Here is a 16,343-nt window from a genome sequence, read left to right on the forward strand (position 1 = left end):
AAGCTCTTGATCTACAGGATATGCAGGACGAGCGTGGCGCAAAGGAGCCTAATGGGTGATTTCACAATACCTGCAGCAAGACTTACGTTTTCTTGGTCGCTAGAACAATTCCGCTCGCCCAAGCCAGTTTAGTAAGAACTAAATCCTGCCTGTTCTCTAGATCTAGTACCAACGCCTCGACGTTAGCTTCATGGCCTGTAATCCAGTTTATTTGGGGCAGCATATCATCGATTACGTACAGGCCAGCGGAATTGAGGAGATTCAGGGTGTCTTCAAGTCGAGCATATTTTCCTATCCAGGTATCCGCAAAAATTAGATCAAATCGTTGGTTCTGCTCTATAAAATGCTCAATTAAAGCACCCGCATCTTCAACTCTAAAGCTGACTCGTTGATCATGCCCTAAGTACTTTTGAGCGATCGCTGCGGCAGCGCTATCATTGTCGACTGTAAACAGCTTAGATCCTTCATCCATTCCATCCAATAACCAGGCTGTGGCAATTCCTGTGCCTGTCCCCAGTTCTAAAAAACATCCAGATGGCTTACTTGCAACCAGGGTTCTGAGGAGGCAACCTGTTTGTGGCTCCGATGCCATTTGAAAATCTGCTGCTACTGTTGCAGACAAAATTTGTTCAAGGACAGCTGGAGCCTGAAGATTCTCTTTATCACTACCTTTTCGTATCATGAGGTTCTCCATTTCTCAACAAGTTATTATTCCTGTTTGAAGGGATTCGTTGCCTGTCGCAGTTTGCCTGCGGGTCAAATTTTAGGATTTATATCGGGTCATCCTGAAGCCGCAAAAGGTCTTGTGTTTTTGATGGCTCTTGCGGGTGTCTCGCCTTCCAGTGTGAGCTAAGCAGGGGCTGGCAACTGACAACTCTCCCGCCACTGCTACCCTCGCTCAAAAAAAATGCTCGATACAGTTGACGCCTGCTTAGCTCACACCGTATTCTCAGTCATTAAGCTGTCAAGTCTGACAGTTGAGACACAGAACTCATGGACTTAGCGCCGCCTGCAAGTGTTAGCAGCACAAACAGGCGACTATTCCCCCAAGCTGTCGTAGGCAGTTCGGAGGCTTGGAGGTCAGTTTACCTCCCCTGCCGCCCCGATTGCACACATCTAGGGGCTGCTAGGAAAGTGAGTTCTGGTTTCCTAAACCACACCACATAGGAACCCAGAACCACCATGTTTCAATCCAACGATCCGGATGCTCAGGCATCCACAAATGGGCCTGCCCAACCGCCCAAGAGCCAACGCCAGCCTCGACGCGACAAAATTCGCGTGCTGCTCTACGGCAGCCTCGAAGGCATCGATCGCAACATCAAGCAGCTGCACACCCTCAACTATGCCGATGCTGGTAACTGGAGCGACCCCATTCCCACAGGCCGCCTTGGCGAGTGGATGGTAATTACCACCAAGCACCTTTTAATCGAGTAGCGTGTTTATCCAAGGTTGCAGACAGCCAGATACCCGTTTTGCAGTAAATATGCACTAACAAGCCGTCTGATAGGGGCGCAATCTCTTGCGCCCTAATAAATTCAGTGCATCTCCAGAACAAACTCCCGGTTTGCCGAAATGGATTTGTTTGACCACAACCGCCAGAGCCAGATCGACCAAGAAGCGCCCCTGGCAGCGCGGATGCGGCCTCGCACCCTAGATGAATTTATCGGCCAAGATGCCGTAGTCGGGCCGGGGCGGCTTCTGCGGCGAGCAATTCAGGCCGATCAGCTTTCGTCGCTGATTTTTTACGGGCCGCCAGGAACTGGCAAGACCACCCTAGCCCGCATCATCGCCAACACCACCAGCGCCCACTTCATCGCCATTAATGCCGTATTGGCCGGGGTAAAGGAAATTCGAGATGCGATCGCAACTGCCCAAGAAATTCGCGGTCTCTACAGCCGCCGCACCATCCTCTTTGTGGACGAAGTCCATCGCTTTAACAAAGCCCAGCAAGACGCCCTGCTGCCCTGGGTCGAAAACGGCACCGTCATTTTGATTGGAGCCACCACCGAAAACCCGTATTTTGAGGTCAACAAAGCCCTAGTTAGCCGTTCCCGCGTGTTTCAGCTCAAGCCCCTAGAAGCCCCTGATCTATACCGAGTAGCAGAGCAGGCCATTAAAGACCCAGAGCGAGGCTACGGCAATCGCCCCATTCAGGCCCAGCCCGAAGCCCTTGATCACCTAGTTAACGTTGCCAATGGCGACGCCCGCGCCCTGCTCAATGCTCTAGAACTAGCTGTCGAAACCACCCAACCCGCCGCAGACGGCACCTTAGTCATCACCCTCGCAGTTGCCGAAGAATCAATTCAGCAGCGGGCAGTGCTCTACGACAAAGAGGGCGATGCCCACTTTGATACCATCAGCGCCTTCATTAAGAGCGTGCGCGGCTCCGACCCCGATGCGGCCCTCTACTGGCTGGCCCGCATGGTCTACGCCGGGGAAGATCCTCGCTTTATCTTCCGGCGACTGGTCATTTTGGCGAGCGAAGATATTGGCCTAGCCGATCCTCAGGCCGTAAGCGTAGCGACCAGCTGTGCCGCCGCCTTCGACCGGGTGGGCATGCCAGAGGGGCGCTATCCCCTAGCTCAGGCCACGCTGTATCTAGCAACGGCTCCCAAGTCGAACAGCGTCATGGGCTTTTTTGATGCGTTGGCCGCCATCGAGCAAGAGCGCGAAGAAGATGTGCCCAACCCCCTGCGCGATGCCACCCGCGACAAGAAAGGCTTCGGCCACGGCCAGGGCTACCTCTACCCCCACTCCTACCGCGAGCACTGGGTAGCTCAGCAGTACCTACCCAATGGTCTACAGGGACAGGTGTTTTACCAGCCCTCCGAGCAGGGCTACGAAGATGCGATTCGGGTGCAGGTGGCGCGGCGACGCGAGGCTCAGCTAGCGGCGATGGTTGATGGCGGCGGAGCCTTGCCCGAAACCCTCACCTACAGCCCCAATGACCCGGCGCGCGATCGCTGGCTGCAGCGCACCCTGGGACAAGTCGGGCAGCAGGTGGGGCAGGTGCGCGATCGCATCTTCGCCCTGGCCGCGCCCCAACGCCACCACCGCATCCTCGATCTCAATGCCCGCACGGGCCTGCTCACCTGGGAAGCGGTGCGGCGGGTACCCGAAGGTGGCGTCTACTCACGAGTGCAGAGCCTGCAGGATCAGTCAGCGCTGACAGAGCAGGCGGCGCGGCTGACAGAGTTGTCTCGGCCCATCGTGTTTCAGGCAACCTTGCAAGATTTGCCCAAAGCATTGCAGGCGCTGACGCCAGAGATTCACTTTGACCAGATCGTGGGCCGCAACGTGCTAGGCCCAGAACCTGACAAGGCAGGGATAATTGCAATTCTACAAGCCCATTTGAGCCGGGAAGGAGCCATTGTTTTAGCAGAGTCACTCCCCCGACACAGTCAGCGAATCTCGGCGCTCATTAGCCCTGGTACCCTAGAGCCTTCGCTTTGGCAGCAGTGGCAGCAGGCCGAAGCAGCGATGTTTGACGCAGCCACCCCTCCGTTTGACTGGGATGGGGAAGATTTGCGATCGCACTTCATCGCCGCCGGATTCACCGTAGATCTGCAGAGCGAACCCATTGCTGCCGATCTGCTGATCACCCCCAAACTACTGCACCGCTGGTTTTCCCAGGCGGAAGACAGACGCCCCAGCTATGGCGAACAGCTCAAGCAACACCTAGGGCCAGATGAGGTGCTGCAGATTCAGCAGAGTTGCGATCGCCAGCTGTCAAACCAGACCGTTCGCTGGCACAGCCGCATCACCTACCTCAAAGCCCTTCTGCCCAACCCTGAAAGAAAAAGGTAGATCCCGGTCTTTTGCCGCAATTCTCGATTAGTAGTGAGAAAGCCTATATCGATTGGTGGAACTCAAAACGACGCAACACTGATAAATTGTGCGGCAAGATCGCCTCACAAAGTCTTTTCGGCTAGCAGTGCGATCGCTTAATTAGAGCCTTTCTTTAATTGAAGATTAGCCTCCAGCTATTGCTTGCGAGACCCGCCTTCTTGATTAAGATGCAAACCCAACAATAAGGATTTTCAACATGGCGCTCAAAGTTGGTATTAACGGATTTGGCCGGATCGGACGTCTGGTATTCCGGGCCGCCATTAAAAACCCAAATATTGAATTTGTCGGCATCAACGATCTGGTGCCCCCCGAAAACCTGGCCTACCTGCTCAAATACGACTCCACCCACGGTCGCTACCAAGGCACGGTAGAAGCCGTTGAAGACGGCATTGTAGTAGACGGCAAACACATCCGCTGCATGGCCGTTCGCAATCCGGCTGAGCTGCCCTGGAAAGATCTTGGAGCCGATTACATTGTCGAGTGCACCGGACTTTTCACCAACTTCGATGGAGCCCAGCAGCACATTGAGGGGGGAGCCAAGCGCGTCATTATTTCCGCTCCTACCAAAGACCCCGACAAAGTGCCGACCTACGTCATCGGAGTCAACCACGAGAAGTTTAATGCCGAAACCGACTCGGTCGTTTCTAACGCCAGCTGCACCACCAACTGCCTAGCCCCCATCGCCAAGGTCATCAATGACACCTTCGGGCTAGCTGAAGGTTTGATGACCACAGTTCACGCCGCCACAGCCACCCAGCCCACCGTAGATGGCCCCAGCAAAAAAGACTTCCGAGGCGGTCGCGGAGCCGGACAAAACATCATCCCCGCCTCTACAGGAGCAGCCAAAGCCGTGGCCCTAGCAATGCCTGAGCTAAAAGGCAAGCTGACCGGCATGGCCTTCCGAGTGCCCACTCCCGACGTGTCAGTCGTAGACCTGACTTTCAAGACCGAGAAATCCACCAGCTATGCCGAGATCTGCGCAGCCATGAAAGCGGCTGCAGAAGGGCCTATGAAAGGCATTCTCGGCTACACCGAAGATCCCGTCGTCTCGACCGACTTCACAACCGACCCCCACTCCAGCATCTTTGATGCCAATGCCGGGATCGAGCTAAACAGCAACTTCTTCAAAGTGGTGTCGTGGTACGACAATGAATGGGGCTACTCCAACCGCATCGTCGATCTGATGCTGTACATGGCCCAGCAAGAAGGCCTCATCTCCGGCGTCCAAATCCCCACCACAGTATAGAAAGCAGCCCTCGTAGGATGGGCAAAGGGCAATAGCCCATGCCCATCTTAAATATGCTTACGAAAGTTAATAAGCACGCTTTGCTTTGCTGCTAGGAGCGTAAATTCCACGCATCTCTAGAATCTGTGAATCGAGTGCTCCACTGTAGGTATTTGCCAGCGTCGCACACAGGGAGCCAGCGTGATCAAGTCCTCAATATTGCGGTACATGGTCAGGCAGATAGCGTCTAAAGGTAAGTCATTGGCATCGGTGCCAAAGGGATTTTCAATCTCAATGCCGATCTCTTCAATGCCAAATACCGCAAAGCTAATCAGCCCCACGATCAGCGCCGTCCACCACTCCAGCTGATCCACCACTTGAAAGGGCAGAGCAAAGCAATAGAGCAACAGCAGCTGCTTTAGGTGAATTGAATAGGCCAAGGGAATGGGCGTTTTGAGAATGCGCTCGCAGCCGCCCAAAGCGTTAATCATGTCATCCAAGCGCCCGGTCATGGCGGTCATCTCATAGATGCTGAGTTTGCCGTAACCATGCTGTAGCTGCAGGTAGTCGGCAATCCAAAAAGCCACCTCAATGGGGGGGTTGTTCATGCTCTGTAGCTTGTCAAACTGCTCCGGCGTGAGTAGTTTGCTCAGTTCAGCCTGGTTAGGGGGCTGGCATCGCAGGTGCAGCTTGGTTGCGATCGCAAATGCCACCAGCAGCTTCAGGGTCTGCACCTTGCTAGCCCGATCCTCCGGGCTAGTCTCTTGAATCGCTACCCACATATGTCGAGCCAGGTTACGCGACGTATTGACCAACTGGCCCCAGAGCTTGCGCCCTTCCCAAAACCGCTCATAGGCCGTATTCGTGCGAAACACCAGCAGCAAACCCAAGACAATGCTGGGCACCAGCGTTCCCAGCACCGGCCAAGATACCCGCCAGCCCAGTTCATGCAGCCCCGCAATCAGCACACTAAACCCAACACAAAGCAGCACCCTAGGCCAAATCGAGGGAATGACCGACCCCTGCAGCCTAAACAAGATGCGAAACCACTGACGCTTGTAGCTCTGGGTCAGATCATCGAGGACGTGCCTAGACATTAAGCTGAGCCTCCTGCCTCACCAAACAGCCTCTCCTTTTTACTCTTTTTAGCCTAGATTGGCCTTGTGTAGAACACCGCCACACTCCTTAGCCAGGCTACCCAGACTTGTGTAGCGGGCACACAGGCCCCAACCTCAACCCTAGGCGTCAATCAACACTTCCGTCCCCTCAACGCGCACAGAGTAAGTCTCAAGCGCATCTCCCGCCGGGCCCTGCAGCACTTCACCGTCTGGGGCATAGCGGGCACCGTGGCAAGGGCACAGAAATTCCTGCTCTTGAGCCTGCCATTTTACTGCACAGCCCTGATGGGTGCAGGTCGCGTTGACAGCCCTCAAGCTCTCTGGGTTAGCTGCATCGCCCGTCACCAGCACCGGACCCAGAGCCGTATTACGCTCTAGCACCCCTGCCCCCGCCAGGTCACTCACCGAGCCCACAACCACCCTCTCAGCTGATGCCCCCTGACCACCCCCCAAACGGGCAAAACAAGCCTGCACAGCTACGACCAGCCAGCCCAGCCCCATCCACTGCAAAAAACCGCGACGCTTCATTCCTTCACCTCGATCCATGCCAAAATTCAAGACAGATTCGCCCTCCATTATGAGGATCATCCAAAGAAGCGGCCACAGCACATCAGAACAGCTGCCTCAGCTCAACATACCGCCTCGGCTGCCTCAGTAAAATTGACGTGATTTTTTTCTCCGGGTTCGCCATGTCCCCGTCTTTTAAAGACAACCTCACTCAAAACCTCCCAGCATCTGAGTGGAGCGGTCGCCACACCGCCAAAGATGCCTTGAGAACCCAAGTATGGGCCACATTAAAGGCGCAAAAAGCGGTGCGCCGCGACCCCTTCGGCCACATCCCCGACTTTTTAGGGGCCGACCTAGCCGCCCAACGGCTAGCCGCCCTGCCAGCATGGCAGCAGGCCCAGGTGATCAAGTGCAACCCCGACTCGCCCCAAAAACCAGTGCGGCTGCAGGCTTTGCAAGACGGCAAAACGCTCTACATGGCCGTTCCTCGGCTCACCCGCCAGCAGTGCTTTGTCGAACTCAAGGCTGCTGCCCTAGCTGCCCAGGGAATTTCTCTAGAAACCGCTGCCACCCTACGCAACGCCCTGATCTACGGACGGCCCATCAGCTTTGATGAGATGGAGCCAATTAATCTCGTGGTGGTTGGCTGTGTGGCAGTTAACCCCGACGGAGGCCGCACCGGTAAAGGCGCTGGGTTTGCCGATTTAGAGCTGGGCATGATGGCTCAATTTGGCCTGGTCAAGCCCCAAACGCCGATTGTCACAACGGTTCACTCGTTACAGGTCATAGCCTCTGACCCGCTGCCCATGCAGCCCCACGACTGGCCCCTCGACTGGATTGCGACGCCCGATGCAGTCATTGCAACGCAGACCCGCTATGCTCGCCCGCAGGGACTAGATTGGCACAGCATCCAACCAGAGCAATATCAGAAAATTCCTATTTTGCGATCGCTTCGCCCCGCATCAGACTCAGCAGAGTCCTAGGTGAAGCATTCACACAGACAACCGACCTAGCCAAAGCTAAATCATGCAAACAGGGAACGCCGTGCGAATGCCTCATTCCTAACCTACATCAGTCCTGCATCCTTCCGATCTGATGAGTCTGTCAGTTTGAGAAAATTAATGAACCAGCCCGCAAACTAGCGCCCGGCTCTGAGCTACCCTTGCTTTATGAAGATTTCATGTTTAAACGCTCTACTTTAACAAGCTTTGATGAAGCTCTAGTTTGCGAATCTCGATCCCGGGAACTTTCAAGATTTCATTACATCATGGAGCAATTTTGGCTGCTATGGCTGATAGGTCAGCAAACTGTTAAACCAGTGGGCTGTATCTGGTCGGTTGCAGTGCCCAGTTAGACAGCTCCAGACAAATCTCTTCAGTAAATTCCCAGCCCCCCACAATCAGGAGATACGCATGTCCCACCTCAATTTTCTGCATCCCCTCACCAGGATTTTGTGGGGCAGCGCCCTTTCCCTTTCCCTAGCAACTCTAGTGCCTGCTGCTGCCGAAGCCGCTAGTTTTGGCCGACTCTTTGTCTTTGGCGATAGCCTTTCCGATACGGGCAATACCGCTGCTGTCACGGGTGGAATTGTGCCGCCGCCCATTTTGCCAGGAATTGACCTCAGCACTGGTTTTTTTGGAGCCCTGCCTGCCTACACCCAGCAGCGATTCGCTGACGAGCTGATCTGGCTAGATTTCCTTGCACCCCAGTTAGGGGCCACTTCTGGCCAAAACTTCGCCTTTGCCGGGGCCACGACCGGTTTCTTAAACACAACCTCGCCAGCCTTGCCAGGTCTGCAGCAGCAGATTGGACAATATCTTTCGCTTAAAATCCCAGCCGCCACAGATGACCTGTTCGTTCTTTGGGCGGGGAATAACGATTATTTAGAAGTTGCTGGGCAAACCGATCCCACAGTGCCAGTTAGCAATCTAGAGTCTGCCATTCGGACACTGGCAGGCGTGGGGGCTGAGAACTTTTTGGTCGTGAACCTGCCTGATCTGGGCCAAACACCTCTGGTCAAAAACAGGCAAAATGCCCCCCAAGTCACGGGACTGGTGGAGCAACACAATGCCCTGCTGGCATCCACTCTCGCCTCTCTCGACCAGGATCCAAGCTTTGATGGCGTTGATCTAATCTCCCTCGATGTTTTTTCGCTGATTGAGTCAGCGCTAGTTTCACCGGGGCAGTTTGGCTTTACCAATGTCAGCGATCCCTGTCTGACGACTTCCCCTTTGTTCTTCCCGCCTGACACTAAAAACCCGCCTATCACTCGCTGTGCCAATCCCGATGAATACCTGTTTTGGGACAGCCTGCACCCGACGTCTAAGGCCCATCAGATTGTTGCCTCGGCTGCTCTACAGGCCCTTGATCAGGCTCCTGCTTCTGTGCCAGAACCTAGCTCTGGCGTAGCGCTCATGGTCTTGAGCGGAGGGCTGGCACTGGTGCGAACCCGGCGACAAAAAAAGTCTGATGTTGCCTAGAAGCAGCTCTGGGCGCAGGGTTTCAAGGCCAAAACTCGGCAAAAAAACTGTAGGCTCCGAGATTTGTCCGAGGTTTAGAATATTTTAGGATGTTCGAACGTATCAACCCTGCCACGGCTGGTAAGATGGCACTGTAACAGCTCTAACTGTTTTTATGAATTCTCTGGAGCTTTCTCCCCAGGTTCAGCCCAATTTAAGAGTTGGGCTAGGGCGAGTGCTGATTGTTGAAGACGAAGAACTGATTCGGGAAACGGTCGCCCTGGGTCTGGCTGAAGAAGGATTTGAGATTTTAGTTGCAGAAGATGGGTTGACTGCCCTAGAAATGCTCGGCGGCACATCTAACGCCAGTCGAGTCAACCACCCGGAAGTCAATTTGGTCATTCTTGACCTCATGCTTCCCGGCATGAACGGGCTTGATCTGTGTCGCCTGTTGCGTCACCAGGGCATTGACGTGCCTATCCTCATTCTTAGCGCCAAAGGCACTGAGACCGACCGGGTTGTCGGCTTAGAGATTGGAGCAGATGACTATCTGACCAAGCCTTTCGGTATGCGAGAACTCATTGCCCGATGTCGAGCGTTGCTGCGGCGGCATCGGGGGGTAGCCCGCCAGGAGTCTGATCCGGTTCTGCGCTTTCAGGAGATTTCCTTGCACCCTAAAGAGTGCCGGGCATTTTTGAGAGGAGAAGAGCTGAGCCTGTCTCCCAAAGAATTCCGTATTCTGGAGCTATTCATGAGCCAGCCCCGACGGGTTTGGTCTCGTGACCAGATTATCGATCAGGTCTGGGGGCATGACTTCATGGGCGATAACAAGACGGTGGATGTACATATCCGCTGGATTCGAGAAAAGCTGGAGATCGACCCCAGCAATCCGCAATACCTCAAAACCGTGCGAGGGTTTGGGTATCGTTTAGGCTAAGTGCATCTACCGCCAAATCCATCGAGATATCAGAGCAGGGCACAAGAAATTGTTGCCCTGCTTTTTTGGCTGCTTAAACACAACCCGATGTGTACAACCTGCTACCTTAAGAAGGCTTTTCTCGCATGACCTTTGCATGACTGCCTACCCTACGCGCCCGGTTGTTGTTGCTTCCTCTGGTTTAGTGGTTTGTCCCCATCATCTGGCGTCTCAAGCTGGGCTGAGCATTCTTCAGCAGGGCGGCAACGCGATTGATGCTGCGATCGCAACCAATGCGGCTTTAGGAGTCGTCTATCCGCACATGACAGGGCTGGGGGGCGACGCCTTCTGGCTAGTCCACCACGGAGCCAGCGGGCAAATCTACGGGCTAAATGGCTCTGGCCGATCTGCCCAGGCCGCCAGCCAGGAGCGCTACCTACAATCTGGGCTAACGAGCATTCCTCAGCGGGGGCCGCTTGCCGCTGTAACTGTGCCTGGGGCAGTCGATTCCTGGTGGCAGGCCCACCAGCGGTGGGGGCAGCTCCCCTGGGCACAGGTTTTGCAACCCGCGATTGATCTGGCCCAGCAAGGCTATCCAGCCTCGGCTTCTCAGTGCCGCTGGACTCGACGGGATGCAGCAGCGCTAATGCGCTACTCTGGTACATCCAGTCCCTTTCTGCCAGCGGGCGAAGTCCCAAAGCTCGGGCAGCAGCTAGTCAACTCAGACCTGGCCACTACGCTGCAGCGGCTGGCGGCTGGGGGGCGAGATGAGTTTTATAAAGGTGCGATCGCAGCCCAGATCACCGCGCACCTCCAGACCATCGGCGGTCTGCTCACGCTGGCCGACTTTGCCCAACACACCTCAGACTGGGTCGACCCCATCACCACCTCCTACCGAGGCTACACAGTCTGCGAGCTGCCGCCCAACTCCCAGGGCTTTGCCCTACTGCAAATTCTCAACTTGATTGAGCCGTTTGACCTGCAGCAACTCGGCCACGGCACCGCCGATTACTATCACCTGCTGGTCGAAGCCACCAAACTAGCTTTTGCAGATCGCGATCAGTGGTTGGGCGATCCCGCCTTTATCGAGATTCCAGTCGCCGAGCTAATCTCTAAAGAATATTGCGATCGCCGTCGCGCCCAAATTAACCTCACCCAAGCCCAGCCCTACCTGCCAGGCAGCGTCGGTGGCGACACCGCCTACTCAGCTTTTGTAGACAATCAGGGCAATGCCGTTTCCCTAATCCAAAGCCTGTATTTTGATTTCGGCTCAGCAGTCGTCCCCCCTAGCACCGGCATCGTGCTGCAAAATAGAGCCCACTGCTTTAGCCTCGATCCCAGCCACCCCAACAGCCTCGCCCCCAACAAGCGCAGCTTCCATACCCTAATGCCAGGACTAGTCCTGCATCCAGATGGCAGCCCCCATCTCGTCATTGGCACCATGGGCGGCGAAGGCCAACCTCAGACCCAAGCCGCTCTGCTCACCCGCATCCTGGACTTTGGCTTCGACCCCCAAACCGCAATTGACCTACCCCGTTGGGTGTGGGGCCGTACCTGGGGCGATGCCAGCATCCAGCTCAACCTGGAAGGCAGAATTCCTCCAGAGGTGGTCAAAACACTCAGCAGCCAGGGGCATCATGTCAACCAAGTTCCCGACTGGACCGACCAAATGGGTCATGCCCATCTAATTCTGACTGATCCTGAATCTGGCAGATTCTACGGTGGCTGCGACCCTCGCAGCGATGGGATAGCACTGGGTTGGTAATAGAATACAGCTTCGCTTGATCAGTCTTGAGGAGGATGACTATAGCGTTCAGATTTATTGAAAAAGTCATTTCCTCTATAAAATTCAATTTTCCTTTAAAGGAAAAACCGAGATTTATAAAGCTTCAATAAAGCGACCAATCCCCTCCTAACTTTATCTTTATGAAGGAACTAATCTTCATAAAAGGGAATCACTAATACCAGCTTTACTAACGTTGCTTTTTTTTGAGAAATGCATGAAGAGTAGAGCCTAGAGTCTTCCCTTACATTCACGGAAGGAGTAACTTTATCCCAAGTAAGGCAAACTACAGACCAAATCTTCTAACTCACTTAATGGGTAGGGATTCCAGCAGAATTTCTCAAAAAGCGTCTTTCCCAAGCTGTAGTTATTCTCTCATCTTAATTTGGGTGATAGGGGTTCAGCAAAATTTCTCAAGAAATGTCTTCCCCAAACCGTAGCCATTTATCCCGACTAAAGCAGCCTATTTGTCTAAAGGTGCTAAAGCAGTTGGTAGTTTTTTAGTGACTTGATTCAGGAATATGTTAGGGAGAAGCAAATTCGACTAAAGTCGGTTTCCTAAAGCTTTAGATATTTAAATGTCCTAGGCTAAGTTGCAGAAGCTGAGACCGCAACTGTTAATGGCTGTCCTTTATGCTTGAGGTAAATCATGCCCCAAACTTCGCATGGCGAACCATTGATTTCCATCGTCATTCCAGTTCACAACGGTGGTAATTTATTCCATCAGTGCCTGATTCATCTGAAGCAATATGTGCCCGCTTACGCAGAAGTAATTGTGGTTGCAGACGGTGAATCCGACGGTAGCTGGCAATTAGTCGAACCCTTTGGCTTCAGACTCATTAAATTGCCCCAATCTGGTGGCCCAGCCAAAGCTAGAAATGCTGGTGCTAGAGCAGCCCAAGGCGACATTCTCTTCTTCGTCGATGCCGATGTATTAATCCACGCAGAAACGGTTGAGAGAGTCTTAAGCGCTTTCCAAAACCACCCTGAAATCTCTGCCTTAATTGGCTCCTACGATGACGCACCAGGAGCCCCCAACTTCCTCTCTCAGTACAAGAATCTGTTTCACCACTACACCCACCAGCAGGGCAAGGAAGATGCTTCCACCTTTTGGGGAGCCTGCGGAGCCATTCGGCGCGACGTATTCTGGGCTGTCGGCGGGTTTGACGAGCGCTATCGCAAGCCCTGCATTGAAGACATCGAACTAGGATATCGCCTAAAGCAGGCGGGCTATCCCATTCGGCTCTGCAAAGACGTACAGGTGAAGCACCTGAAGGAATGGAAAACAGTTTCACTCCTAAGAGCTGAGGTTTTTTACCGAGCTTTGCCATGGACAGCCCTCCTGCTAAGAATCCGGCAGGCCAGCGTGCAAGATTACCAAAGCTTTACCAGCGATTTAAACCTGCGTTTTTCTAGCCGTCTGAGCGTTATTCTAATTTTCGCAGCGGTTCTAATGCTCTTTAATACCCTATGGCTTCCGCTGCTTTGGCTGCCAATGAGCGCTTTAAGCATTGTTCTGCTGGCAATTAATCTTCCCGTATACCAGTTTTTCTATCACAAGCGGGGTCTGCTCTTCGCGCTCAAGGTGATTCCTTGGCACCTGCTCTACTACTTTTACAGTGGGTTGGCGTTTGCCATCAGCCTGGGTCGCCACCACCTGCAACCCTATGAATTTGCACCCATGAAGGTAAGAACCATCGATTAGACAGCGCCTCGATTGACCTCATGGTTTGGTCAACAGGTATAGGCTGCACTGTGATTGAGACCCTATTCTTTTAAGAGAATTCTGCCCATGTCTTCTGAAACCGTTGTTATTGGGGCTGGCCCAGCTGGCTTGACTGCTGCTTATGAGCTCGTCAAGCATGGCATCAAACCTGTTGTCTTGGAACAAGCCGACAAGGTGGGCGGCATTTCCCGGACAGAAACCTACAAAGGATACCGCTTCGACATTGGAGGGCATCGCTTTTTTACTAAAATTGGCGAAGTCGAGCAGCTCTGGAAAGAAGTTCTCGAGGATGACTTTATTAAAGTTCCTCGGCTCTCCCGCATTTACTACCAAGGCAAGTTCTTTGACTATCCGCTTTCTGTCTTCAATACCCTGCTCAACCTAGGGCCATTCGACAGTTCCTTTATCGTTTTGAGCTACCTCAAAGCCCGCCTAAAAACCAGGCTACAGCCAGGACCAGAGGCAGAAAACTTTGAAGATTGGGTTACAGAACGCTTCGGTTCCCGGCTCTATCGGACATTCTTCAAAACCTACACCGAGAAAGTGTGGGGCATCCCCTGCGACAAGATTCAGGCTGAGTGGGCAGCCCAAAGAATTAAGGGTCTATCCCTCAAAAAGGCAGTCATTAATTCGCTCTTTGGTGGTAACGATACCAAGACCTTGATTAAGGAGTTCGACTATCCCATTCTCGGCCCTGGCATGATGTGGGAGCGGTTCCAGGAACGGGTTGAGGAGCAGGGTGCTCCCGTTCACCTCAATACCCGAGTTGTTCGTATTGAGCACGATGACAACCGCATTAAGCAGGTGATTGCTCAGCGAGGCGACGAAATCATGACGCTGTCAGCCGAGCAATTTATCTCAAGCATGCCGGTTACCGCACTGGTCAAGTGCTTGTCTCCGGCCCCTCCCGAGGCAGTAATGAAGGCAGCCTTTAGCCTCAAATACCGCGACTTCTTGATCGTCTCGCTGATTATCAACCGAGAAAAGTTGTTCCCAGACAACTGGATCTATATTCACAGCCCTGAGTTTAAGGTAGGCCGGATCCAAAACTTCAAGAACTGGAGCCCAGCAATGGTGCCCGACCCGAGCAAGACCTGCTTAGGCATGGAGTATTTCTGCAGCGAAGGCGATCCGGTTTGGGAAATGTCGGACGAAGATCTGATTCGCCTAGCTAGCCGCGAAATCAAAGACCTAAAGCTGGTAGATCCCGAGGCTGTAGTAGAAGATGGCGTAGTGATTCGACAGCGCAAGGCATATCCTGTCTACGATGGCGAGTATCGCCAGCACTTACAGGTATTGCGCGACTATCTAGAGCGGTTTGAAAACCTGCAGACAGTAGGCCGTAACGGCATGCACCGCTACAACAACCAGGATCACTCCATGTTAACGGGCCTACTAGCGGCCAAAAACATCCTAGGAGGACAGCACGACCTCTGGAATGTCAACACCGAGCGCTCCTACCACGAAGACTTCACCAAGGAACAGTGGAGCCAGGTTAAGGGGCAGGTACAACAGGCTGTTCCCGCTGCCTAAGGCAGCATAGCTAGGAGGGTTTGAGCTTTCAAACCCTCCTGCACTCAGGTTTTAGTGGCATCTGTTTTGTGGCATCTACTGTGTAAGCAGTTAAGCCAAATTCTTTGTTCCAACACTGATGTTTTTCAATGTACCCGTTAATGGGAGGCTGATTCTCTATGACGGAACCAAAAGTGACGCTTATTGTCTCTCCTCGGGAACGGTTTAGCTGTTCTCGCCAATCGTTGGAGAGCATTTATGAGCAGACCCAAATTCCCTTTAAGCTGATCTATCTAGACGGTAATTCTCCCCCCGACGTCAAACAATACCTTGAGGAGAAGGCCCAAGATAAGGGGTTTACGCTGCTGCGGTTCAACCACTTTTTGTCTCCTAATCAAGCTCGAAACCTAGGTTTGGAGCATGTTGATACACCCTATGTTGTGTTTGTTGACAACGATGTTATCGTTTCTCCCGGCTGGCTCGAAGCCCTCATTCAATGTGCCGAAGAGACTGGTGCAGCCGTTGTAGGGCCTTTGATGTGTCATCACGAGCCGGTTCACGAGTTTGTCCACTTTGCAGGGGGTGAATCCCATGTTTTTGTGGATGTGCTGGGCAGACGCCGCTTGCGAGAGAAGATGTACCTGCAGGGGCATCGGGTCGCGAACGTGAGATCACGGCTAAAGCGAACCGAAACTGAGCTGTGTGAATTTCACTGCATGTTAGCCCGAACGGCAGTTTTTGAAGAAACAGGCCCCCTCGACGAAATGATGCTCAATACCAAGGAGCATGTTGATTTCTGTATGGAAATCCGCCAGCGGGGAAAAGCCGTTTATTTTGAACCCGACAGTGTCGTCACCTATGTGCCTGGGCCACCCCGCAACTTGGCCGATCTGCACTACTACATGCTGCGGTGGAGCAATGACTGGGAACTGACCAGCTTAAATCGTCTTCGGCAGAAATGGAACTTGGCGGAAGACATTTACTTTAAGCATAAGTACAAGGCGCTGGGTTGGCGGCGGAGAAACAGCATTCTGTTTCCTTTGATCCGTCAAGCAACTTTGGGCTTGAGCCAGAAGAACAGGTTTTTTGAGAAGGTTCTAATGTACGGGCTTGTAGCCCCAATCGAGCGGCAGCTAAATCGGTATTTGACCTGGCGGCATGCCCGACGTCAAGGGTTGCCTCAGCAAGTTAGTTCCCTAGAAAGTTCTATAAAGTCTGAAACTGCCACGATTAGCTAGCTACCTCCTT

13 protein-coding genes are annotated in these 16,343 nt (G+C 53.4%); 10 read left to right on the forward strand and 3 right to left on the reverse strand.

Going from position 1 to position 16,343, the window contains the following annotated elements; genetic code table 11:
- Nucleotides 1-82: 82 nt before the first annotated feature.
- Nucleotides 83-682 (reverse strand): class I SAM-dependent methyltransferase, encoded by a 600-nt coding sequence (locus tag H6G13_RS00910; RefSeq protein WP_190481443.1) that lies wholly within the window; start codon nucleotides 680-682, stop codon nucleotides 83-85.
- 500 nt (nucleotides 683-1,182) lie between these two features.
- Here H6G13_RS00910 and H6G13_RS00915 point away from each other — a divergent pair, with 500 nt between their 5' ends.
- The 3 genes from H6G13_RS00915 (at nucleotide 1,183) to gap (ending at nucleotide 5,095) form a co-directional block, all read left to right on the forward strand.
- Complete coding sequence (locus H6G13_RS00915; protein ID WP_190481456.1) at nucleotides 1,183-1,434, forward strand: hypothetical protein; 252 nt, start codon at nucleotides 1,183-1,185, stop codon at nucleotides 1,432-1,434.
- A gap of 138 nt (nucleotides 1,435-1,572) precedes the next feature.
- Complete coding sequence (locus H6G13_RS00920) at nucleotides 1,573-3,807, forward strand: AAA family ATPase (RefSeq protein WP_190481208.1); 2,235 nt, start codon at nucleotides 1,573-1,575, stop codon at nucleotides 3,805-3,807.
- A gap of 238 nt (nucleotides 3,808-4,045) precedes the next feature.
- On the forward strand, nucleotides 4,046-5,095 hold the full coding sequence (gene gap, locus H6G13_RS00925; protein ID WP_190481210.1) for a type I glyceraldehyde-3-phosphate dehydrogenase: 1,050 nt from the start codon (nucleotides 4,046-4,048) through the stop codon (nucleotides 5,093-5,095).
- Nucleotides 5,096-5,211: 116 nt separating this feature from the next.
- Here the strand turns inward: gap and H6G13_RS00930 are convergent, their stop codons facing one another.
- On the reverse strand, nucleotides 5,212-6,171 hold the full coding sequence (locus tag H6G13_RS00930) for a bestrophin family ion channel (protein WP_190481212.1): 960 nt from the start codon (nucleotides 6,169-6,171) through the stop codon (nucleotides 5,212-5,214).
- 141 nt (nucleotides 6,172-6,312) lie between these two features.
- Nucleotides 6,313-6,768, reverse strand: coding sequence for a ubiquinol-cytochrome c reductase iron-sulfur subunit (locus tag H6G13_RS00935; protein ID WP_190481214.1), 456 nt, complete (start codon nucleotides 6,766-6,768; stop codon nucleotides 6,313-6,315).
- A 113-nt stretch (nucleotides 6,769-6,881) separates the two neighbouring features.
- On the opposite strand from H6G13_RS00935, the gene H6G13_RS00940 reads away from it, so the two are divergent.
- The 7 genes from H6G13_RS00940 (at nucleotide 6,882) to H6G13_RS00970 (ending at nucleotide 16,333) form a co-directional block, all read left to right on the forward strand.
- Nucleotides 6,882-7,682 carry a 5-formyltetrahydrofolate cyclo-ligase gene (locus H6G13_RS00940; RefSeq protein WP_190481216.1) on the forward strand — a complete coding sequence of 267 codons (801 nt, stop codon included), beginning with the start codon at nucleotides 6,882-6,884 and terminating at the stop codon, nucleotides 7,680-7,682.
- Between the two features lie 429 nt (nucleotides 7,683-8,111).
- Entirely contained in the window at nucleotides 8,112-9,179 is a 1,068-nt protein-coding gene (locus tag H6G13_RS00945; protein WP_190481444.1) for an SGNH/GDSL hydrolase family protein, read from the forward strand.
- 154 nt (nucleotides 9,180-9,333) lie between these two features.
- Nucleotides 9,334-10,095 carry a response regulator transcription factor gene (locus tag H6G13_RS00950; RefSeq protein WP_190481218.1) on the forward strand — a complete coding sequence of 254 codons (762 nt, stop codon included), beginning with the start codon at nucleotides 9,334-9,336 and terminating at the stop codon, nucleotides 10,093-10,095.
- 136 nt (nucleotides 10,096-10,231) lie between these two features.
- Nucleotides 10,232-11,839 carry a gamma-glutamyltransferase gene (gene ggt, locus H6G13_RS00955; RefSeq protein WP_190481221.1) on the forward strand — a complete coding sequence of 536 codons (1,608 nt, stop codon included), beginning with the start codon at nucleotides 10,232-10,234 and terminating at the stop codon, nucleotides 11,837-11,839.
- 667 nt (nucleotides 11,840-12,506) lie between these two features.
- Complete coding sequence (locus H6G13_RS00960; protein WP_190481223.1) at nucleotides 12,507-13,562, forward strand: glycosyltransferase; 1,056 nt, start codon at nucleotides 12,507-12,509, stop codon at nucleotides 13,560-13,562.
- A gap of 87 nt (nucleotides 13,563-13,649) precedes the next feature.
- Complete coding sequence (locus H6G13_RS00965; protein WP_190481225.1) at nucleotides 13,650-15,116, forward strand: NAD(P)/FAD-dependent oxidoreductase; 1,467 nt, start codon at nucleotides 13,650-13,652, stop codon at nucleotides 15,114-15,116.
- Between the two features lie 158 nt (nucleotides 15,117-15,274).
- Nucleotides 15,275-16,333, forward strand: a complete 1,059-nt coding sequence (locus H6G13_RS00970) for a glycosyltransferase (protein ID WP_190481227.1) — start codon at nucleotides 15,275-15,277, stop codon at nucleotides 16,331-16,333.
- Nucleotides 16,334-16,343: the final 10 nt, after the last annotated feature.

This window comes from Pseudanabaena sp. FACHB-2040, assembly GCF_014696715.1.
Classification (GTDB): domain Bacteria; phylum Cyanobacteriota; class Cyanobacteriia; order Phormidesmidales; family Phormidesmidaceae; genus JACVSF01.

Bases quoted from the DNA above. Each gene is read 5' to 3' on its own strand.
- H6G13_RS00970 (WP_190481227.1), top strand. From the start codon at position 15,275: ATGACGGAACCAAAAGTGACGCTTATTGTCTCTCCTCGGGAACGGTTT.
- ggt (WP_190481221.1), top strand. From the start codon at position 10,232: ATGACTGCCTACCCTACGCGCCCGGTTGTTGTTGCTTCCTCTGGTTTA.
- H6G13_RS00940 (WP_190481216.1), top strand. From the start codon at position 6,882: ATGTCCCCGTCTTTTAAAGACAACCTCACTCAAAACCTCCCAGCATCT.
- H6G13_RS00935 (WP_190481214.1), bottom strand. From the start codon at position 6,768: ATGGAGGGCGAATCTGTCTTGAATTTTGGCATGGATCGAGGTGAAGGA.
- H6G13_RS00960 (WP_190481223.1), top strand. From the start codon at position 12,507: ATGCCCCAAACTTCGCATGGCGAACCATTGATTTCCATCGTCATTCCA.
- H6G13_RS00920 (WP_190481208.1), top strand. From the start codon at position 1,573: ATGGATTTGTTTGACCACAACCGCCAGAGCCAGATCGACCAAGAAGCG.
- H6G13_RS00965 (WP_190481225.1), top strand. From the start codon at position 13,650: ATGTCTTCTGAAACCGTTGTTATTGGGGCTGGCCCAGCTGGCTTGACT.
- H6G13_RS00950 (WP_190481218.1), top strand. From the start codon at position 9,334: ATGAATTCTCTGGAGCTTTCTCCCCAGGTTCAGCCCAATTTAAGAGTT.
- H6G13_RS00930 (WP_190481212.1), bottom strand. From the start codon at position 6,171: ATGTCTAGGCACGTCCTCGATGATCTGACCCAGAGCTACAAGCGTCAG.
- gap (WP_190481210.1), top strand. From the start codon at position 4,046: ATGGCGCTCAAAGTTGGTATTAACGGATTTGGCCGGATCGGACGTCTG.
- H6G13_RS00945 (WP_190481444.1), top strand. From the start codon at position 8,112: ATGTCCCACCTCAATTTTCTGCATCCCCTCACCAGGATTTTGTGGGGC.
- H6G13_RS00910 (WP_190481443.1), bottom strand. From the start codon at position 682: ATGATACGAAAAGGTAGTGATAAAGAGAATCTTCAGGCTCCAGCTGTC.
- H6G13_RS00915 (WP_190481456.1), top strand. From the start codon at position 1,183: ATGTTTCAATCCAACGATCCGGATGCTCAGGCATCCACAAATGGGCCT.